The 20,747-nt window shown below is 42.9% G+C and carries 18 protein-coding genes; 8 read left to right on the top strand and 10 right to left on the bottom strand.

Going from position 1 to position 20,747, the window contains the following annotated elements; genetic code table 11:
• Positions 1–96: IS3 family transposase (locus tag HC723_RS14075; protein WP_190339524.1), on the top strand; the 96-nt coding region annotated here is incomplete at its 5' end.
• 115 nt (positions 97–211) lie between these two features.
• Here the strand turns inward: HC723_RS14075 and helD are convergent.
• Positions 212–2,359, bottom strand: coding sequence for a DNA helicase IV (gene helD / locus HC723_RS14070; RefSeq protein WP_190339523.1), 2,148 nt, complete (start codon positions 2,357–2,359; stop codon positions 212–214).
• A 209-nt stretch (positions 2,360–2,568) separates the two neighbouring features.
• Between helD and yccS the strand changes: the two genes are divergently transcribed.
• The 5 genes from yccS to HC723_RS14045 all read left to right on the top strand — a co-directional run bounded on the left by yccS (position 2,569) and on the right by HC723_RS14045 (position 8,673).
• Positions 2,569–4,770: a YccS family putative transporter gene (gene yccS, locus HC723_RS14065; RefSeq protein ID WP_190339527.1), complete on the top strand. Its 2,202-nt coding sequence runs from the start codon at positions 2,569–2,571 to the stop codon at positions 4,768–4,770.
• Positions 4,771–4,809: 39 nt separating this feature from the next.
• Positions 4,810–5,775 carry an HlyD family secretion protein gene (locus tag HC723_RS14060; protein WP_190339522.1) on the top strand — a complete coding sequence of 322 codons (966 nt, stop codon included), beginning with the start codon at positions 4,810–4,812 and terminating at the stop codon, positions 5,773–5,775.
• Between the two features lie 29 nt (positions 5,776–5,804).
• Entirely contained in the window at positions 5,805–6,737 is a 933-nt protein-coding gene (locus tag HC723_RS14055) for an ABC transporter ATP-binding protein (RefSeq protein WP_342365746.1), read from the top strand.
• On the top strand, positions 6,734–7,879 hold the full coding sequence (locus tag HC723_RS14050) for an ABC transporter permease (protein WP_153448666.1): 1,146 nt from the start codon (positions 6,734–6,736) through the stop codon (positions 7,877–7,879). The genes HC723_RS14055 and HC723_RS14050 overlap by 4 nt, the downstream gene beginning before the upstream one ends.
• 140 nt (positions 7,880–8,019) lie before the next feature.
• Positions 8,020–8,673 carry a DsbA family oxidoreductase gene (locus tag HC723_RS14045; RefSeq protein WP_153448667.1) on the top strand — a complete coding sequence of 218 codons (654 nt, stop codon included), beginning with the start codon at positions 8,020–8,022 and terminating at the stop codon, positions 8,671–8,673.
• A 65-nt stretch (positions 8,674–8,738) separates the two neighbouring features.
• Here the strand turns inward: HC723_RS14045 and HC723_RS14040 are convergent, their stop codons facing one another.
• Positions 8,739–9,134: an ATP-binding protein gene (locus HC723_RS14040; protein ID WP_153449017.1), complete on the bottom strand. Its 396-nt coding sequence runs from the start codon at positions 9,132–9,134 to the stop codon at positions 8,739–8,741.
• 35 nt (positions 9,135–9,169) lie between these two features.
• Positions 9,170–9,784: a sugar O-acetyltransferase gene (locus tag HC723_RS14035; protein WP_153448668.1), complete on the bottom strand. Its 615-nt coding sequence runs from the start codon at positions 9,782–9,784 to the stop codon at positions 9,170–9,172.
• Between the two features lie 127 nt (positions 9,785–9,911).
• Here HC723_RS14035 and HC723_RS14030 point away from each other — a divergent pair, with 127 nt between their 5' ends.
• A complete protein-coding gene (locus HC723_RS14030; RefSeq protein ID WP_190339520.1) occupies positions 9,912–10,796 on the top strand; it encodes an NAD-dependent epimerase/dehydratase family protein in 885 nt (294 codons plus the stop codon).
• A gap of 39 nt (positions 10,797–10,835) precedes the next feature.
• On the opposite strand, the gene HC723_RS17355 is transcribed toward HC723_RS14030, so the two are convergent.
• The 3 genes from HC723_RS17355 to HC723_RS14020 all read right to left on the bottom strand — a co-directional run bounded on the left by HC723_RS17355 (position 10,836) and on the right by HC723_RS14020 (position 13,191).
• Positions 10,836–11,201: a CBS domain-containing protein gene (locus HC723_RS17355; RefSeq protein ID WP_238925503.1), complete on the bottom strand. Its 366-nt coding sequence runs from the start codon at positions 11,199–11,201 to the stop codon at positions 10,836–10,838.
• Positions 11,202–11,245: 44 nt separating this feature from the next.
• On the bottom strand, positions 11,246–12,016 hold the full coding sequence (locus HC723_RS14025) for an HPP family protein (RefSeq protein WP_203218775.1): 771 nt from the start codon (positions 12,014–12,016) through the stop codon (positions 11,246–11,248).
• Positions 12,017–12,180: 164 nt separating this feature from the next.
• Positions 12,181–13,191, bottom strand: coding sequence for a phospholipase A (locus tag HC723_RS14020; protein WP_190339519.1), 1,011 nt, complete (start codon positions 13,189–13,191; stop codon positions 12,181–12,183).
• A gap of 225 nt (positions 13,192–13,416) precedes the next feature.
• Here HC723_RS14020 and HC723_RS14015 point away from each other — a divergent pair, with 225 nt between their 5' ends.
• Positions 13,417–13,998, top strand: coding sequence for an outer membrane beta-barrel protein (locus tag HC723_RS14015; protein ID WP_153448687.1), 582 nt, complete (start codon positions 13,417–13,419; stop codon positions 13,996–13,998).
• A gap of 58 nt (positions 13,999–14,056) precedes the next feature.
• Here HC723_RS14015 and guaD read toward each other — a convergent pair whose 3' ends face one another.
• The 4 genes from guaD to xdhA all read right to left on the bottom strand — a co-directional run bounded on the left by guaD (position 14,057) and on the right by xdhA (position 20,280).
• On the bottom strand, positions 14,057–15,361 hold the full coding sequence (gene guaD / locus HC723_RS14010) for a guanine deaminase (protein ID WP_153448688.1): 1,305 nt from the start codon (positions 15,359–15,361) through the stop codon (positions 14,057–14,059).
• A gap of 118 nt (positions 15,362–15,479) precedes the next feature.
• The gene (gene xdhC / locus HC723_RS14005) at positions 15,480–16,319 is read right to left on the bottom strand and encodes a xanthine dehydrogenase accessory protein XdhC (RefSeq protein ID WP_194704554.1); all 840 of its coding nucleotides are present in this window, start codon (positions 16,317–16,319) and stop codon (positions 15,480–15,482) included.
• Positions 16,320–16,370: 51 nt separating this feature from the next.
• Positions 16,371–18,806, bottom strand: coding sequence for a xanthine dehydrogenase molybdopterin binding subunit (xdhB, locus tag HC723_RS14000; protein WP_190339518.1), 2,436 nt, complete (start codon positions 18,804–18,806; stop codon positions 16,371–16,373).
• A complete protein-coding gene (gene xdhA / locus HC723_RS13995) occupies positions 18,799–20,280 on the bottom strand; it encodes a xanthine dehydrogenase small subunit (protein ID WP_342365745.1) in 1,482 nt (493 codons plus the stop codon). The genes xdhB and xdhA overlap by 8 nt, the downstream gene beginning before the upstream one ends.
• Positions 20,281–20,747 lie beyond the last annotated feature (467 nt).

The raw sequence follows: 20,747 nt of genomic DNA, 5'->3' as shown, positions 1-20,747 counted from the left end.
GAATATATTGATTATTACAATAACGATCGAATTAAGGTCAAATTAAAAGGCCTGACTCCGGTAGAATACCGAAATCAGGCCTTGGAAGCCGCATAACAGAAATGTCCAACTTTAAGGGGTCACTTCATTAGAGAAATCTAACCAAGCCATTTTTGTTTTTGAACTGCGGAAAAGTAACAAACACTCAACTCTAAAGCGTGCTCCTCAACCATCAACGCTTTTTAATATTGATCGGGTAGCGCCCTGCTTTTAATTCTTCGATAAACACCGATGGTTTGGCGTTATGTAAGATCCACAGTTTTTCTTTGGCACGGGTCATGGCGACATAAAATAAACGGCGCTCTTCGGCAAATGGGAATTTATCGCGCCCCATCAATAAAGCATCATGTAAATGCTGTTGACGTTCGATGGCTGGCAGTTGCCCATCATCGGTTGATACGATGATCACATAATCCGCTTCTTGCCCTTTACTGGCGTGGCAAGTTTTAAACTGAATATCTAAATGCAGGTGTTGTTTTTGTAACTTACTCAAGTCTTTAGGTTCATGGTAACGGTTTCGACCTAAAATTAGCACGGTTTTACGCTTGGTGGTTTGCTTCACGTTAAGCCCATCTAATATACCTTCAAGATGATGCATAGGCGCGATATTGACGGCTCTTTGTTTTTGATGCTTATGGCTATTAAGCTCTTTCTTGATCTGATATGGGTTCGATTGCACAAAGCGATTGGCTACCTCACCAATTTGATTATTAAAGCGATAGGTGGTGTCCAATGTTTCAATTTGTGCATGCGGGAAACGATTTTTAAAACCTGTAATTAATGTGACATCCGCGCCTGCAAAGCGATAAATTGCCTGCCAATCATCCCCCACGGCAAACAATGCACATGGTTGGGTTAAACTGGTTTGTACTAACGGCACTTTGGTGTGCGATTTTTGGCAGATCATATCCAGCAACTCTAAGCGACTTGGTGAAATATCTTGGTATTCATCCACCATTAAATAGCGCCAAGTTGGGATGAACTTGCCTTGCTTGATGTATTGTGTCGCTTTAAATATCATGCTGTTAAAGTCGATTTGTTGCTCGTCTTTTAACATTTTTTGCCATGCTTGATACGCCGGCCACGCCAGCATTAATTCGCTGCTTAACCTTGGGTAGTCGTCATGATCAACCAATTGTTGTTGCAGTTGTTTTTTGGTTTTTTGCAAACTCGACAGTTGATCGACTTGTTGCTCTACCCACGCCAATAGTTTTGGATTTTCAACATGTGAGCCTAATTCAACATCACCTTGTAAAAAGGCGATGGGCCATTCAGCTAAATGTTTCTGCCAACGTTTAAAATTAGTTTCTGTCATCCAATGCATTTTAAGCCAATGTGAGAACCAAGCACTTTTTTGCGCTGGCGTTGTGGCCAGTGATGAAACCTCAACATTCCCCCCTTCAACCGACTTAATTATATTCAACCCTAGCTGATGAAAAGTGCTCACTTGAATAGCGCTTGCCGCCTCACCCCATTTATCGGTTAAGCGTTGTTTCATTTCTTTGGCCGCTTCTCGACCAAATGCCACCATTAAAATCTGCTCGGCCGTCGCTTGCTTACTTTTCAGTAAATAGCCGACTTTCGCAGTTAAGACACTGGTTTTACCCGAACCCGCACCGGCTAAAACTAAGGTATGGTCATCATCCAATAACACCGCTTTTTGTTGCGAAGCATTGAGCGGCGAGCGTTCGCATTGATTGAAAAAATCAGCCCATTCACTGGTTTGATTTTGCAACCACACCTTATTGCGTTGTTCGAGTGAGCGTTCTGGATAAGTTAACCAACGCTTTAAACCGCTCATCAATAACATGCCAGACGACAAAGATTCGCGCTGTTCTTTCTCATCCGCGTTGGGGAATAAATGAATAATATCAGCAATTTCTAATTCTTTTTTGCTTAAATCTTCACTAATATTATTGATCCAATGATGCAACGCTGAATGAGTGAGATAGCTGGGTTGATTGACTAACTCTTGCAGTTGTTTAAGCCAATTCGGTAATAGCTCGGCTAACGAATCATTTTGATCTTTTTGCCAATCTCGATACTGATGAACCGCATATTGCGCGAAACGTTGGCAGTCTTTCCAAGGCAGCCCTTGTACTAACCATTGCAGTTGTTCATCATCTTCCACATGAGCATGGAAGTATAAATTGCCCCACTTCAAACCATGCTCGACCGTGATATCGCCATTCCATGCACCAAACGGGATCTGAATTTCATCCAGTTGCGATGACAAGGTCACGCACTGATCCTTTAATTCCACTTGATGATATTCATTTTGAATAAAGAATTGAGCCATACGACTCGCGCTTAAAAACATGGGGCTTTTTCCTTTTACTTGGTCGACATCGGGCGTTCTGACCGTCAGCTCTAATCACTTTACCGGCAAATAATACCAGTAAGCGCGACAGAATTGTTAAAAACTTCCCTATTTCACACACTGTTACAGCGATAATGCACTAGGGTTTCCATGTTGAAAGCGCTATACTCAAAGCTATTAATATCGTTAAGGTTATTAGCATTTATATGATGTATTCATTGGGTCAATTTCGCCATTACTGGTCAAATAAAACCATTAATTATTGCGTAAGAATTTTAATTGCCCTACTTGGGGTCGTTTTGCCTTGTTGGTATTATCAATTTAATCACGAAATAACCCCGCTGATTCTAGGTGTTATTGCTGCTGCACTGGCTGAAACCGACGACAGTTTCACAGGACGGCTCAAGGCCCTCTTCCTCACCTTTATTTGCTTTGCGATTGCTTCTTTTTCAATCGAAATCTTATTCCCATTCCCACTATTATTTGCACTTGGCCTATTTACCAGTACCTTTGGTTTTATCATGTTGGGGGCGATTGGTCCACGTTATGCCAGTATTGCATTCGGTTCGTTATTAATTGCCATTTATACCATGCTAGGCATTCATATCAGCACCGATATTTGGACTCAACCAACGTTATTATTACTCGGCGCGGCATGGTATTCATTGGTGTCGATGGTATGGCAGATTTTTTGGCCGATGCAACCGGTCCAACAGGGTTTAGCCAATGTTTTTGCAGAACTGGCTAATTATCTAGAAGGGAAAAGTGATTTATTTCATCCGGTTGTCGGCTTAACCCCTCAACCTTATCGCATCTTAGAAACCAAGCTTAATGCCAGTACGGTCAACGCGTTAAATCAAGCCAAAAGCACCTTGCTGATCCGCTCTAAACGCGGGCATGTTGACGGCCCAAGCGACCGATATTTGCAAATGTATTTTCTAGCGCAAGATATCCATGAACGGATCAGTTCCAGTCATTATCGCTATCAAGATTTGGCCGAACATTTCTCACGCAGCGATGTTTTGTTTCGCTTTAAACATCTAATGATCACTCAAGCAAAAGCATGCCGTTCCATTTCAGAAGCATTAGAAACTGGTTCACAATATCAATACGATGGCGATTCCATTCTCGCGCTCGATGAGCTACAAGCCTCGATGCAATATTTAAAAGATCAACAAAATCCAGACTGGAAACTGCCTCTGGCGCAGTTGTTCTACCTGTTCAATAACTTGGTCACAGTTGAAAAGCAGCTTTCTAATGTCAGCAATCCCGATGCATCGACAATGACGATCGAGAATACCAGTGGTGAGGCTAACGATTACTCCTTGCATGATACTACCGCCCACACACCAAAAGTGATGTGGCAACGTATTCGCAATAATCTACATAAAGATTCGATGTTATTTCGTCATGCTTTAAGAATGTCGGTCGTACTCACCATTGGCTACGCGATTATTCAAGGCTTTGATCTCGAACGTGGCTATTGGATCATGTTGACCAGTTTATTTGTTTGCCAACCTAACTTTAGTGCCACTCGTCAAAAATTAGTTGCAAGAGTAATTGGTACCATTGTCGGCTTGATTGTCGGCAGTGTACTATTAACCTTATTCCCTTCTCAAGAGAGCCAGCTGGTGTTTTTAGTCGCATCTGGCACCTTATTCTTTGCTTTTAGAATGAATAACTATGGCTCTGCAACCGCTTTTATTACGTTACTGGTTTTATTTTGCTTTAATCAATTAGGTGAAGGTTACGCGGTTATTCTGCCTCGCTTAGCTGATACCATTATCGGTTGTGGATTAGCCGTATTGGCAGTGCGTTATTTGCTGCCCGATTGGGAGGCAAAAAAATTACACCGCGTGATGTCTGAAGCGATCCAAGCAAATAACCATTATCTTGGCCATATTATTGCGCAATATCGAGTTGGCAAACGTGATGATGTTAATTACCGATTGGCTCGTCGTGAGGCACATACTATGGATTCCACATTAAGTACCACCATTAGTAATATGTTGGCCGAGCCGGATAAATATCGAAAAGCTATTGATGAAAGTTTTCGTTTCTTAACCCTAAACCATGCCATGTTAAGTTATATTTCGGCGCTTGGCGCTCATCGAAAACGCATTGATGATCCCGAAACGCATTTATTAATATTAGAAGCACATCAAGGGATCCACGATAATTTAGAATCGTTAGAACAGCATCTTCTGATTCAAGAAAGCGATATTTCACCGACATCATTAAGCAGCGAGCTAGACAAACGTTTAAGTGAATGGCGTGAGGGTGATGATGAATCGGTTCGCTTGATCTTGCAGCAGTTACATCTGGTTTATAGAATGTTGCCAGAGCTGTATTCATTGGCAAATAAATTTTCAGTCCGAACCGTTTTAGATGAGAACCCTAAAACTGCATAACGAGGCTTTAGACGCGACATCAATAACATAGGGATCATTATGTGCGCTATCTCAACACTCTGGAAAACCGGTTCATTATTAGCGGCTGGCTTGCTGTTAACGGCTTGCGATATTAGCGGTTCCTCTTCACAAGCACTCGGCACACTCGAACGTGATCGCATTGCTCAAACTGCGGTCACTAATGAAGTGGTGGTTGAACTGCCGGTAGCAAAAGGCTCAACGGTCAACAAAGGCACGATCTTAGTTCGCCTTGATGACACCTATCAACAAGCCATTGTGAGTAAAACCCGCGCGCAAATGGCGCAAGCAAAAGCCAATTTAGATAAACTAGAAACGGGGCCACGCAAAGAAGATATTGCCGCCTCTCAAGCCAATGTTGCCGGTTCTAAAGCCAGTCTGGTGGATGCGCAAGCGACCTATAAGCGTCAGCAAACCTTAGTGAAACGTAAACTTGCCAGCCAATCCGATCTTGATCAAGCGCTCGCCAATCGTGATTCTGCCCAAGCCAAGCTCAATAGCGACCAACAAAACCTTAATGCTTTGCTCGCAGGTAATCGTGAAGAAGACATTCGCATTGCCAGCGCTGAACTTAAAACTCAACGTGCTCAACTGGCAGCTGAAAAGAAAAAGCTCGCCGATTTAACCATTCGCGCAACTCGTGATGGGGTGCTCGATAATTTACCGTGGAACTTAGGCGAACGTGTTACAGTCGGTAGCCCTGTCGCGATTTTACTCGCCAATAAAGCACCCTACGCTCGTATCTATATTCCAGAGCCAAAACGGGTCAATATTCATATTAACGACACCTTAACTGTGCATGTTGATGGATTAGAGCAAGCGATTAACGGCAAAGTGACATGGGTATCGAGTGAACCTGCATTCACCCCATACTACGCCTTAAACCAAGAAGATCGCGCTAATTTAATGTATTTAGCCGAAGTTCAACTGCCGGATGACTACACTAAACTGCCTTCTGGGATCCCCGTTCAAGTGGATTTGCCATGAGTGAAGCAAAAGTAAACAATAAAACAGACATCAGCGAATTTGCGATTCAAACCGAACAATTAAGCCGCAGTTTTGGGGACTTAAAAGCGATTGATTCGCTCGATTTGCAGGTTAAAAAAGCGGAAATCTATGGTTTTTTGGGGCCTAATGGCTCGGGAAAAACCACCGCAATTCGAATGCTGACAGGGTTATTAAGCCCCACTAGCGGCAGTATTAACGTGCTCGGGCATTCATTGCCACAAGATGCTGAAAAGTTACGCCGAAAGATTGGTTATATGACGCAGAAATTCTCGTTATATGACGATCTCACGGTACAAGAAAATTTGCGCTTTATCGCTAAAATTTATGGTCTACGCGCCAAACAACAAAAACAACGGATTGAACAACTGCTGTCGGTTTACGGTCTCGATCAACGTAAAAACCAATTAGCAGGCAGTATGAGTGGCGGTCAAAGGCAACGTTTAGCTCTTGCCGCCTCCACTTTGCATCAGCCCGACTTACTGTTTTTAGATGAACCGACTTCCGCGGTCGATCCTGAAAATCGACGCGAATTTTGGGAGCAGTTGTTTGATCTATGCGAACAAGGCAGCACGATTTTAGTCTCAACTCACTATATGGATGAAGCTGAACGTTGCCATAAATTGGCGATTTTAGAGTCTGGTTTTAAACGCGCCGATGGTTCACCGGATGAGTTAATGGCGCAACTTGGCGCTCATGTCATTGAAATTGAAAGCCATAACTTACGCCAGTTGAAACAACACCTTATTTTGCAACCACAAGTGATCAGCGCCGCGCAATTAGGCTCTCGTCTACGGGTGTTAATTCAAGATAGCCAAAGCGATCCGGTGGCATTTTTACGCCATCAAGCCCCGTTAAGTAATTTCAAGCCTGAGCAATTTTCACAAGTTCGCCCTAGCCTTGAAGATGTGTTTGTCACTTGCACCGGAGATGGCAGACAATGATGTTTTTATCTCGTATTCAAGCCATCTTCTTTAAAGAGTTATTGCAACTTAAACGCGATAAAATGACGTTTCGTATGATCATTTTAATCCCTATTATTCAACTGCTTTTATTTGGTTATGCGATTAATACCAATGTGCGCCATATTCCGGTTGGGGTGGTCGATTTAAGCCAAACAACGTTAAGCCGAGTATTAGTCCAAACGGTAGAAGCGACTCAAACCGTGAGCTTTACCAAGCAATATACCGATTTAAACCAAGCGCAAAAAGACGTTGCCAGCGCCAAAATTCGCGCCGTTTTGTATATTCCGCCTGATTTATCGCAACGCTTGGTGCGCAATAATGCCATTGGACAAAGTACCCCACCGGCCACCAGTGGCGAAACCAGCCGCCCGATCGCGCAATGGATTATCGATGGCTCTGACACCATAATAGCCTCGACGATCAAAAGCTTGCGTTCCATGCCATTAACCGAATTATTGGATAAACCGGCTAATCAAGTCACGCCAACCTTTGCCGCCACCATTTTGTACAATCCCGAGCAGCGCACCGCAGTCAATATCATTCCCGGACTGGTCGCGGTTATTCTTACCATGACGATGATCATGTTTACATCTGCGGCGATTGTACGCGAACGTGAACGCGGCAATATGGAAATGCTGATCACTACCCCAGTACGTTCAATCGAACTGATGATTGGTAAAGTGATCCCCTATTTATTTATTGGCTTAATCCAAACCAGTATTATTTTAGCGCTCGGTTATTTCCTATTTAATATTTCGGTACAAGGCGGCTTAGTGTCACTCGGTATTGCGACTTTGTTATTTATTCTGGCGAGCTTGGCATTAGGCTTAGTGCTGTCGACCATTGCCACTAATCAACTGCAAGCGATGCAAATGACGGTGTTTATCCTACTGCCCTCAATCTTACTTTCAGGCTTTATGTTTCCTTATGATGGCATGCCAGTGGTGGCGCAATATATCTCTGAAATTCTGCCCGCCACCCATTTTATGCGCTTGATAAGAGGCGTCATTTTACGCGACGCCGCCATCGCAGACATGAGTTACGATGCGTTATGGTTACTTGGCTTTAGCGTAGTTGGTATGATTATTGCCTCACTCAGATTTAAGAAGCATTTAGATTGATTAAACAGCAAGCAAATTATTTTGCTGGGTGAGATCACACTTTAGTGGTAATTTTTGTGCCTTATTCCTATTGACTCTCAGCCATCAACTTACATAATGAGATCCTATTTTTTAAACATCATCATTGGCAAGGTTGCAGCATGTCCGATATAAAACTCAAAATTGATATCATTTCAGATCTTGTCTGCCCTTGGTGTGTGATCGGCGTTAAGCACTTGCGTAATGCTGTGGTGAAAAATAACTGGCAACATCAGATTGCGGTAGAATGGTATCCGTTTGAGCTAAACCCTGATATGCCCGCAGAAGGCGAAAACTTACGCGATCATATTGTGCGTAAATACGGGATCAGCGAGCAAGAAAGTGACCGCAATCGCCAACATTTGATTGAGTGTGGCAAAAAGGTTAATTTCGATTTTAACTTCACCGACCAATCTCGCATTTACAATACTCGTCATTGCCATGTTTTACTCGATTACGCCTATTCATTAGGGCTGCAAACTCAGCTTATTATCGCTCTGGTGACCGGCTACTTTACCGATGGTAAAAATATTTCAGATATTGAAGTATTACTCGAAATTGGTGAATCTGTTGGTCTTGAAGCCGCTGAAATGCTGGCTCATCTAAGTGATGCTTCTGAAAATGACAAAATTGATGTGATTGAAAATCAATGGATCGAAATGGGAATAAGCGGCGTACCAACAATGGTATTTAATAATGAAACCGCTATCACAGGCGCGCAAAGCGTTGAAGATTACGAAAAAATCCTACGACCATTTTTTGAAACTGAAGAATAAGCCACTACGGTTATACCAATTCCATTAAAATGAGATTCATTTGAATAAGTGGTTTATCAAGGAGTTTACGACTCTTCCCACTTGCGCTTCATATTTGCCAGTACGCTGGCGTCGATATTGTGCACTGTGCCAAACTCGCCTCGGCATACTTGAATTTCAATCGTAATATTCAGTTGCTGCGCGAGCTCTTGATACACTTTCATCTCCCACAAGCAAACAAATGTATTCGACACGATCACACTGAACCCTTGTGTTAAATGTTGGCGGGTTTGTTGCTGGCACCACTCATGTGCATCACTGAGCTTTTTAGCATCAAAGCGATAATGACCTTTAGCGTTGACAAAATACATGTCGGTTTCTAAGTGTATCGCGCCAGTTTGTTGCGCTAATTGTGCCGCCAACGTCGATTTACCAGAGCCGGGCAAACCACGAACTAAGGTTAAAGTTGGGCGAGGCCCCACACTGCTGAGTTTTGTCTCATTGATAATCAAATGGCTTAACCCCACCCTTCTAATCCGTGTTTTTTCAATAGCGCATCCACCTCAGCTTGAGTTGGCATTTTGCCATGTTCAATGGTTTTGATCACTTTGCACGGGTTACCCACGGCAATCACGTTATCAGGAATATCTTTGGTGACCACACTGCCCGCGCCAATCACACTATTGCTGCCAATAGTGACGCCGCCTAACACAATCGAACCAGCACCTATCCACACACAATCGCCAATCGAGATCGGCTCACCACAGGCAAAAGGTTGAATACGTTCACTTAATAAAATCGGATGACTGGCAGCGCACAGTTGCACATTTGGCGCGATCAATACATGATCGCCAATGGTAACGGGCGCAATATCGAGCACAGTTAAACCATAATTGATAAATCCGCCTTTACCAATGGTAAAATTTTGGCCAATATCACAGATAAAGGGTGGCTCGATATGGGTGCCTTGGTAATTAATGATGATCTTTTTTAAGATCGAGCGACGCAGTTCTATCTCTCTCGGTCTGGAGTGATTAAAATCATACAGCAGCTCTCTGCATTCCATTTGTTTTTCAAGTAGATCATTACAAATTAAGGTTTGGACACTAAAGTCACTCAGTTTATTTGCCATGCTGCGCTCTATGTGAAATTTTGAATGAAGGGAATTTTATACCACTTTATGATTTTATGCTGCTTTGTGGTTAGCGTATACCACAAAAATTGGTTTAGAAGATAACAATTTAGGGACAATTCAATTTATGGATAAAAATATCAGTATATGTGGTTGCGGCTGGTTAGGTTTGGCGCTGGCTAAGTCGCTAGTCTCTGATGGTTATTGCGTTTATGGTTCAAAACAAAATCTGGACGAAGTGGTTGGCCTTAAAGAATACGGTATTCATGGGGTGCAACTTCAGCTGCCTTTGATTGACCATTCCAACAACAATCTTAGCAATCAGATTGGTCACGATAACAACGATAAGTATACAAAATTAAACGCCTTTTTCAGCTCTGACGTATTGTTCATTAATTTGCCACCGCGCCGTAAACCCAATAGCGCGCAGCAATTTAAACACAATGTGATGCAAGTATCTGAACAAGCAAAATTGCATGGCATTAAAAAAGTCATCTTCATTAGTACCACCAGCGTTTATGCCGATTGTCACGGAGAGATCACCGAAGACACGCCAACTAAGCCAAATACCGACTCAGGTCAGGCACATGTTTGGCTGGAAAATGAATTACGTCAACAGTGGCAAGATAATTTGGTGGTATTGCGATTATCAGGCTTAATAGGCCCAGACCGTCACCCAGCTAAGCATATTGTGAAGCGATATCTGTCTAGCCAAGAGGCGCTTGATAATGGCTTAACACCGGTGAACTTAATCCACCAGCACGACATCATTTGCGCTATTCAATCGATACTCCAACATTGGCCTGAACGTAAAGTTTTGCATCTTTCCGCCCATTCTCATCCAACCCGCGCGGATTATTATCAAGCGATGGCGCAGCATCTTGGCTTAACCCAGCCTGAGTTTGTTAGCAATGGTGAAAACAATAAATGGATTAATACCGAGCAAAGTTACCAAGCGCTTAGGTTAACCTTGAAATATGGTGACTTGATGGCGTTTAAGCCTTATGAATGAGTATATATCGTCGATTTAAGCGCTTAATTCTACTTAAATTTAGCCTTTTTGATTCACTGAATACAGCGCACCAATCAGATCCGATTGAGTAATGATGCCGCACAGTTTTTGTTCAGAATCGAGCACAGGAATATGATGCAAACCAATGTCAGAAAGAAGCGGCACTAACGCGACAATATGATCGGTGTCTTTTACCGCCGTCACATTGGTGACCATCAGATCTTGCACTCGATTATTGACTTCTTTTTTATGTTTGCGTTTCACCAATATCACGCTCAAATGTTTCAGCAAACCCGAATAACTCGGTACAGCTAAGTTTTTAAGAAAGTCGACACTGGAAATCACCCCTAACAATTCTTGATTATCATTAACCACGGGTAACATGCTGATTTTATGTTTATGCAGTAACTTCCATGCCTTACCTAATGAAGCATCTTGGCTAATCGTTATTACATCGTGCGAATAATATCTCGACTTAATACTTCGCCACTGCGCCTTTGATAAGCATGACGTTGCGCTTGCTGATAGATCTGTTCTAAGTCTTGCTCGCTGACCGCTAGTACGGTATCGAAACTGTTGATTGCTTGCATTAAATCTTCTTGCTGCAAACCTAAACGTTTAAGTGGGCTTTGATCATTGTGCAAATGCACCGGATCAAATCGCTCTGGCAAAGCTGACGGCTTTCTGCGTAAAACCCAGCGATTTAAAATTAAACTCACCAATAAATTGAGCATCACTGGCATCAGCAATTCATAACCGATATCCATATTGCGACTGCCTATCACTGGCACTAATGCTGTTGCGGCGGCCGGTGGGTGCATACATTCAAAGATGTACATCAACATTAATACAATGCCAATGGTTGCGCTGGCTAATAAGACAAAATCGGACAACACCATCGTCATGGTAATGCCTAACGTTGCGGCAACGGTATGCCCCACTAAAAAACTCCAAGGTTTGGCTAATGGACTGCTTGGTAATGCAAAGATGATCACCGCTGAAGCGCCCATTGAGCCGAGTAATATCAACGACGCATTGGAGTCTTGTATCTGGGTGCTAATGGTGGTGACGATAAAAATAGTGGTAAATGCTGCCAAAGCGACCTTAATACGCTCGATTAATGGAATGACTGAAATATTTTGACTATCGTTGTGAACCACGCCGAGTTGCGCCAGTATGCGTAACGACCATTTTTTACTGTGTTGAAGGATTAAATGCATAAATTTCAGTATTTACTCAAAATAGAATGGCCAGATAGTTAAAATAAACGCTTCCGCAACTGGCTAGAATGGGTACAAAAAGTGCAGTAATGATAAACAATTTACATTTGGTTACCTAATAACATCCGACTATATATCATACCATTCAATGCTTATTTTGAGCGCTATAACCAACCTGTAATCGCCACTCCTGCCCCGATCCTTTGTTGGTTTTGGTTATAATCAATCAAGCTGCTGCCGTATCCTGATGAGTATTGCCCATAACCTCGAATTTTCCCCCAAATAGGAAACGAAAATCCGAATTCGGCATACCCTTTATGAGTGGAAAAATTCTCTCGACCAATAAAGGAAAATTCTAAATCATGCCACTTATAAGCACTGGTTAACTCAAAGTGCCCCATGTAATCATCAATATCAGGGTTATCATCACCGTCAGAATCATCGGGGGAATTTTTCTCATCTTCAGGAATGCGCCACCAAGGTTGAACTGCCACCACAAAATTGTCTTTGGCAAAATAAAATTGAGTATAAATTCGATTCCAACTGCGAGATAACTCTTGCCTTTGTCCATTCGATTCATGTTCCACCCCGAAACCTACCGCGGTATTTCCGCCAAAGGGGGTCCAAGCTGTAGGAGTAATATAGAATAATTCTGGTCGATAATTGGTTTCACGAAACGGACGCGAAATATCCTCAGCGTACACTTGCCAAAAAGACTTTAACGTCATGCCGAAATACAATGCATCCCCATCAAACATTAAATCACCGTAGTTTAATGGCACTTTAAAACTTATCTGAAACTCTGCTTCTGCATGGCTTAAACCATCAGACCAATCGGTATTGTCATACGCTTTCTCATTAATATTATCGGTATAAGTGATAGGTAATAAATAATTGAGTCGATGCGCGGTCATCACAAAAGGTTCGAAGGCGACTTCACGTTCCGATTTAAAACGTTGAGTCGCGAGGTTTTCATCTGGTTGATTGATTGCAACCGTGGTTTGAGTCACCTCCTCCAATTGGCACTCACTGCGAATACTCGCCACCGTCGCATCGCCGCTTTTTTGTTTAATTTTATCCAGCAAACATAAATCGTAGGCGCTCGGCGCTTCCGCCCAAGCAAATGGTACACAGCCTAAAATCAAGATGGCCATTGATATTGTTTTGATCTTCATCACCACTCCTTCACGCGACTTCTCACCCCTGTTTTAAATCCACTTTCACAGGCTTACATACACATTACTAGATCCCGTCACATATATTAATAATAAATTGATATAGTTGAAGAAATAGATCCTATGATTGCTTAAAATGTAAGCAGCTCAATTTGAGTATTTATTCAGCCCTATGTACTCAGCAAGATTTAGTCAACAACATTTATTCAACAATATGGATGACGTATGATGAAGCACTATCTGATCCTTTCACTCACGCTTATCAGTGTCAGTAGTTATGCTGATATTATGATCACACCGATGATCGGCTATACCATTGGTGGTGAAGTGAAAGATGCTCAAGATAATCGTTATGACATCCAAGGCGATTATAACTATTCGATAGCCATTGAGATCCCAGTAGAAAATGGCAGGATTGGGCTCTTTTATACTCAGCAAGATAGCCAATTAGACGATCTCGATTTAGATTCTCCGGTCAAATATTTATACTTACAAAGCAGCTTAGATCTGCCGATCAACGATAAGCTGTTAGGTTATGTTGGCATAGGTCTTGGCGGCTCGTATATTGACGTTGATTGGGCCAAGGGTAAGGTGGGGTTTTCAGCCACAGGCTTTGCAGGGTTAGAATACAAACTCACCCCGCATATTGCGCTCAATGCTCAGTTTCGCTGGCTAGGTACCACGGTCGATAGCAGCAGTTCAACCGTGTGTTATAGCGCGCATGATGTGAATAAATGTTATATCCATTTTGAATCGGATTGGATGAATCAATTTCAATCCAATGTCGGCTTCACTTTCCGCTTTTAGGTTAAAAAACAGCAGCCATATTTCAGCTCACAATAAGACATGCAAAGCTTTTTAAGTGCTAATTTTTGTACGCTAAGTTTCCTTCAATGTAGGTGGCATGCACGGTGCGGTCGTCCCCTAAACTCATCAATACAAAAAGCTTTTCTGATAAGGTTTTGGCTTGCTGCATTCTAAATTTCATCAAGGTAGTGGCGTTGGGTTCTAGCACCACAAAATCGGCTTCTTTACCCACTTCTAAACTGCCAATTTTATCGTCTAAATATAACGCTTTGGCTCCGCCTAATGTGGCTTGATATAAGGATTTTACCGGATGCAGTTTTTGTTGTTGCAACTGCATGATTTTATAAGCTTCACTCATGGTTTGCATCAATGAGAAACTGGTGCCCGCGCCAACATCGGTACCCATTCCGACTCGTACGCCATAGCCTTCAAGACGAGTGAGATCAAACAATCCAGAGCCTAAAAACAGATTAGAAGTGGGACAAAAGGCAATCGCCGATCCGGTTTCTGATAGTCGCTGACATTCACAATCGGATAGATGTACACCATGAGCAAAGACCGAACGTTGATGCAATAAACCATAATGATCATACACATCAAGATAACCCTCACGTTCCGGAAAGAGCGATTTTACCCATTCAATTTCTTGTTTGTTTTCCGACAAATGGGTATGCATATACACACTTGGGTATTGTTGTAGTAATTTACCGACCATTGCCAGTTGCTCAGGACTGCTGGTTGGGGCAAAACGTGGTGTCACGGCATACGACAAACGCCCATTGTTATGCCACTTTTCAATCAGCTCTTTTGAATCGTTAAAGCCACATTCGGGCGTGTCGGTTAAATAATCTGGCGCATTGCGATCCATTAATACTTTGCCGCAGATCATGCGTAAATTACGGCGTTTGGCCTCTTGGAAAAACACATCGACCGATTGTTTATGGACCGTGCCGAACACTAATGCGGTAGTGGTGCCGTTACTGGCAAGCTCATCAAGAAATATCTTGGCGACTTTGTCGGCATATTCTGGATCTTTAAACCGTTCTTCTTCTGGAAAGGTGTAATTTTCCAGCCAGTCGAGCAGTTGCTCCCCATAAGAGGCGATCATGCCCGTTTGGGGGTAATGAATATGCGTATCCACAAAGCCTGCGGTGATAATTTTATCTCGATAGTTGATCATTTTCATATCGCTATTATGTTTAGCAATGGTTTCGATATGATCACCAACATCAATAATTTTACCATTTTCGACCACCAATAAGCCGTCTTCAAAGTAACGGTAAGCTTGCTCGATACCGACTTCATTGGGATCGGCGAGAATTTGAATAATGGCACTACGATACGCGGTTTTATGTTGCGGCATACGATTTCCTTATTGATATACCTTTAATACTGAACTCTGTGCTACGAAATTCTGTGATACTAAACTTTGTGCTAATTCGATAATTTTTGGTTAGTGTTTTTTTATGGTTGATAACGATTTATCCGACTAATCCATGTTGTTTTATTGGCCTTTTTTGTTCGAGTGTTTGGCCTTGATAATGGGCTATTAACTCACCCGCCACCGACACTGCAATTTCAGCAGGGTGCTTGCCTTTCACTGCGCCAATGCCAATTGGGCAGATCATATTATCAATAATATCAGCAGAAAAACCTCGGTGAGATAGGCGTAAATCAAATTTCTTGCGTTTGGTCAGTGAGCCAATCATGCCAAAGTAACTCGCATTATCTTGAGTTAAGATCGCACGCGCTAAATCAAAATCGAGCTGATGATTATGCGTCATCACCAAATAATAACTATTGGCTGGCATATGTTTGATTTCGCCGACCGGATCATCACTGACTAACTTATGCACATTCGGTGCCAATTGAGTAGGAAACTCCGCTTCACGTTCATCTATCCAAGTAATTTTAAATGGTAGCGTTTGTACGATATTCACCAGAGCTTTTGCAACATGACCTGCGCCAAATAATACTAAATGATGTTGATTAAAGCCGATGGGTTCAAAGCTTAGAGTTGCCATGCCACCGCAACATTGGCCTAATCTTGCGCCTAAATTAAAGCGCTCGATATGCGTTTTGTTTTCACCTTTTATTAAGATCTCGCGCGCCATTTGGGTGGCCAAATGCTCTAAATGACCACCGCCTATGGTGGCAAATAATTCATCACGGGTGACGATCATTTTGGTTCCTGCATCACGAGGGACCGAACCTTTATCTTCAAGTACGGTGACCAGCACACACTCTTCACCTTGTTGTTCAAGATATGCAAGATGCTGGATCCACGAGATTTGGCTGATCGGGTTTTGATCCGTATTCATAATACATCCTTCATTATGTGGTGAAATCAACGATGAAACATGATCTCACTTTTATTCTTTTTCGCTGGCCACTTTTCGACGCTTGTGACTCGATTCATCGCTGCGTGGCTTTGCTTGAGGATTTCTTGCGCGCTCCATTGCCCACAACATACGCTCTGGTGTGGCTGGGGTATCCAACTGAACTGTGACGTTGTCACCTGAGTTGGCATTTTCTAGTGCGACTGCATGTACCGCATCTTTTAGCGCGCTCCACACCGACATGCCGAGCATAAATGGCGGTTCGCCCACCGCTTTTGAGTTAAATACCGTGTCTTCTGGATTGGTGCGGTTTTGTACAATCTCGGTTCTAAAATCAATGGGCATATCGGCAATGGCCGGAATTTTATAGCCCGCAGGACCATTGGTCATTAAACGGCCTTTTTCATTCCACACCAGCTCTTCGGTGGTCAGCCAACCGACGCCTTGGATAAAGCCACCTTCGATCTGGCCAATATCAATCGCAGGGTTAAGTGATGCGCCGACATCGTGCAAAATATCCGCGCGCAAAATTTTGTATTCCCCCGTCAGCCTATCGACAATCACTTCCGAGCAAGATGCACCATAAGCGAAATAATAGAATGGACGCCCACAGGCTTTTTCATGATCATAATAAATTTTAGGCGTGCGATAGAAACCTGTGCTCGATAACGACACCTGATTAAAATACGCTTGCTGAATAAAGTCGGAAAATGAGAACAACTGATCTCGTACTTCCACCACGCCATTATTAAACACCACTTCTTCTGGGGTGACTTTGTAGTGGCTGGCTGCAAACTCAACTAAACGTGCTTTAATCGTTAGAGCCGCATTTTGCGCCGCCTTACCATTAAGATCGGTACCAGAAGATGCCGCCGTTGGGGACGTGTTAGGGACTTTATCGGTATTGGTGGCCGTGATCTGAATTTGATCGACATCGACACTGAACTCTTGCGCCACAATTTGGGCGACTTTAATGTTCAGTCCTTGTCCCATCTCAGTGCCACCATGGTTTAAATGAATACTGCCATCGGTATAGATATGTAATAACGCCCCCGCTTGATTTAAAAACGTGGCGGTGAACGAGATACCAAACTTGACGGGTGTCAGTGCGATCCCTTTCTTTAAAATTGGGCTATTGCCATTATATTGCGCGATCTCTTGGCGACGTTTTTTGTATTCGCTGGTTTTTTCTAATTGCTCGGTAATATCAAATAAACAGTTATCTTCAACCGTTTGATAATAATGAGTGACGTTACGGTCTGCTAGGCCATAATAATTATGCTTACGAACGTCAAGCGGATCCTTACCCAAATAATGAGCAATTTCATCCATGATATGTTCAATCGTCATCATGCCTTGTGGGCCACCAAAGCCACGATAGGCGGTATTCGAAGCGGTATGGGTTTTACAACGGTAACCGACCACTTTAGCGTCACCGAGATAATAAGCATTATCTGAGTGGAACATTGCTCGGTCGACAATAGAATGAGACAAATCAATTGAATAACCACAATTTCCCGCTACCGATAAATCGATGCCCGTAATACGCCCTTGGTCGTCAAAGCCCACTTTATATTGGTTGTAGAATGGATGACGTTTGCCTGTCATCACCATGTCATCGTTGCGCCACAGCCGCATTTTGGTAGGCTTACCTGTTAAGCGAGCAATCACTGCAGCAAGACAGGCTGGAGCATTGGCTTGGGTTTCTTTACCGCCAAAACCGCCCCCCATACGTCGCATATCGATCACCACTTTATGCATTGGCACACCCAAAACGCCCGCAACTACTTTTTGTACCTCGGTTGGATTTTGGCTTGAAGTGTAAACAATCACTCCACCATCTTCACTTGGTACCACGCTACTGGCTTGGGTTTCTAAATAAAAGTGCTCTTGACCACCAACGTTAATATGCCCTTCCAATACATTCTTAGAAGATGCTAACGCCGCTTGATAATCCCCGCGCTGTTGCACATGGGTATCATTCACGAAGAACTCTTTTTCCAACGCTTCTTTTACATCTAAAATCGCGGGTAAAGCTTCCAGTTCGATCTTGGCCGCTAATGCTGCGGTGCGCGCGGTTTCCATATCTTTGGCCGCCACTGCAATAATAGGTTGGCCGTAATATTCTACAATGTCATCGGCAAGCAAAGGATCGCCAGGAAATACCGCGCCTATATCAAGTTGCCCAGGAATATCTTTACTGGTGATCACAATATCGACGCCATCAATCTCATAACAAGGGCTGGTGTCAATACTCACAATCTTGGCATGCGCTTCGGTGCTTAAACGACAATACACATGCAGCTGATTAGGAAACTCTAACCGATCATCGGCATAGACCGCTTCACCTGTGACTTGTTTTGTGGCGCTATCGTGCTTAACCGATTTTCCCACACCGGTGGTCAGATCTTGTTTATATTGAGTCAGAAGTTCATCGTAACTTAATGTGATTTTATTGTGATTAGACATAAGACGTGACCCTCGTTTCAATACTGTTTTGTTTAAATTTGTGGCTGTTGGCTTGCGTGATGGCATTGGTTTGTTGCTCTAAGAAAAAGCGCATCAACATATTGCAAGCCGTTTTGCTACGGTATTCTTTACTGGCGCGAAAATCTGAAAGCGGTTCAAAATCTTGCGCCATTTCTTCCATCGCGGCTTCAACGGTTTGCTTATTCCATGCTTTGCCTATTAAGGCTTTTTCACATAATGCGGCACGCTTAGGTATGGCCGCCATGCCGCCAAATACCACTCTTGCATCCACGACCACCTCGTTTTCAATCACCAAGTTAAATGCACCACAAACGGCTGAGATATCATCATCTAATCGCTTAGACAGTTTATAAGCACCAAACTGCGCATTGGGATCCAATGGTTTAGGTATGATTATTTTTTCAATAAACTCAGACTCTTGCTGAGCAGTCACTTTATAATTAATAAAGTATTCATCTATCGGTAAGGTGCGGGTTTGATTACCTTTACGCAGCGTGATTTGAGCATTTAAAGCAATAAGAAGAGGGGGGGTATCGCCAATAGGAGACGCATTGGCGACATTCCCCCCAATAGTACCTTGGTTACGCACTTGCAATGAGGCAAAACGATGCAATAATTGCCCGAAATCAGGGTAATAATTAGCCAATGTGGCGTAGCAATCACTGATCGGCAGGTTAGAGCCAATCACGATATTTTGTTCGGTTTCACTGATCGTCTTCATATCGCTCACGCCAGTGATGTTAATTAACGTTTCGATATCACGATGAAATTGCGTCACTTCTAACGCTAGATCCGTACCACCAGCCACCAACTTAGCTTGTGGGTGACGTAGATATAAATCAGCCAGTTCCGCCGTGGTAGTTGGCGAGAAACTGGTTAGGTTCCCCTGCACCATCGGCGCAGTTTTTTGTTCAATTTTTTCCAATTTCGCGATAGTTTGCTGCTCAAGTTGTGCAAACTGATCCAGTAAAGGCTTCTCATTACTAATAGACAGCGCTGCATCCACAATCGGACGATAACCAGTACAGCGACACAAATTACCCGCTAACGATTCCATGACCTCTTCTTTATTGGCATTGGGTTTATTTTTACTTAAAGCAAACATCGACATAATAAAACCAGGTGTACAGTAACCACATTGTGAACCATGGAAATCCACCAAGGCTTTTTGTACGGGATGCAATGACGATTTTTGGTGTAGATCTTCGACTGTGATCAGCTGCTTGCCATGTAAAGATGACACAAAGGTCAAACAAGAATTGACACTGCGATATTGCAGTTGGCCATCCACTAGTTCGCCTAGCACCACGGTACAGGCACCACAATCACCAGAGCCACACCCTTCCTTGGTGCCGGTTTTATTTAGCTCTGTACGCAAATAATTCAGCACCGTCATATTTGGTGAAAGTCCACTCTCACGCTTGATGGTTTGATTAAGTAAAAAAGTGATCACGTTAACTCCTTGTATCGTCATCTTGCCGATATCTTCTTGTTTAAGTATGGCTGAACATGCCATTAATGCTTACCCTGATGGGGACAAACTCATTATCCATTAAGCAGCAATATTACGACTTATTTGTTGTTCCACTGTGAATAAGTATTGTTTTTCCTGACCATTGAGTCAACTTATAAAGATCACATTTTTGCAACATAAAATACAACAACCAACCAACTAATTAATGTTTAACACAATATTGTGTACAATTTTGTGCCGTAGACGAGAAAATTAGCAATAAAAAACCGCACACTTCATCATTGAAGTCGTGCGGTGTTGTCATTTTGGGGTTGAAGGGGGCTTTGTTGCGTAATTCAAATTTAGAGGTGACAACACTAGAATGGTATTATTTCAATCAATTCGGTAAGTTTTAGGCATACCTAGCCCTGTTAGTTTATTTAAAGCTTTGATCATTGCGTAAGCTT

This window comes from Vibrio sp. S11_S32 (assembly GCF_014694465.1).
GTDB lineage: Bacteria > Pseudomonadota > Gammaproteobacteria > Enterobacterales > Vibrionaceae > Vibrio > Vibrio algicola.
Note: the sequence above shows the minus strand (reverse complement) of the source record. Positions and strands in the feature narration are given on the sequence as shown.

What these genes read in the sequence shown, in the direction of transcription:
- helD (WP_190339523.1), bottom strand. Translation starts at nt 2,359, where the DNA reads ATGTTTTTAAGCGCGAGTCGTATGGCTCAATTCTTTATTCAAAATGAA.
- yccS (WP_190339527.1), top strand. Translation starts at nt 2,569, where the DNA reads ATGTATTCATTGGGTCAATTTCGCCATTACTGGTCAAATAAAACCATT.
- HC723_RS14060 (WP_190339522.1), top strand. Translation starts at nt 4,810, where the DNA reads ATGTGCGCTATCTCAACACTCTGGAAAACCGGTTCATTATTAGCGGCT.
- HC723_RS14050 (WP_153448666.1), top strand. Translation starts at nt 6,734, where the DNA reads ATGATGTTTTTATCTCGTATTCAAGCCATCTTCTTTAAAGAGTTATTG.
- HC723_RS14045 (WP_153448667.1), top strand. Translation starts at nt 8,020, where the DNA reads ATGTCCGATATAAAACTCAAAATTGATATCATTTCAGATCTTGTCTGC.
- HC723_RS14035 (WP_153448668.1), bottom strand. Translation starts at nt 9,784, where the DNA reads ATGGCAAATAAACTGAGTGACTTTAGTGTCCAAACCTTAATTTGTAAT.
- HC723_RS14030 (WP_190339520.1), top strand. Translation starts at nt 9,912, where the DNA reads ATGGATAAAAATATCAGTATATGTGGTTGCGGCTGGTTAGGTTTGGCG.
- HC723_RS14025 (WP_203218775.1), bottom strand. Translation starts at nt 12,016, where the DNA reads ATGCATTTAATCCTTCAACACAGTAAAAAATGGTCGTTACGCATACTG.
- HC723_RS14020 (WP_190339519.1), bottom strand. Translation starts at nt 13,191, where the DNA reads ATGAAGATCAAAACAATATCAATGGCCATCTTGATTTTAGGCTGTGTA.
- HC723_RS14015 (WP_153448687.1), top strand. Translation starts at nt 13,417, where the DNA reads ATGATGAAGCACTATCTGATCCTTTCACTCACGCTTATCAGTGTCAGT.
- guaD (WP_153448688.1), bottom strand. Translation starts at nt 15,361, where the DNA reads ATGCCGCAACATAAAACCGCGTATCGTAGTGCCATTATTCAAATTCTC.
- xdhC (WP_194704554.1), bottom strand. Translation starts at nt 16,319, where the DNA reads ATGAATACGGATCAAAACCCGATCAGCCAAATCTCGTGGATCCAGCAT.
- xdhB (WP_190339518.1), bottom strand. Translation starts at nt 18,806, where the DNA reads ATGTCTAATCACAATAAAATCACATTAAGTTACGATGAACTTCTGACT.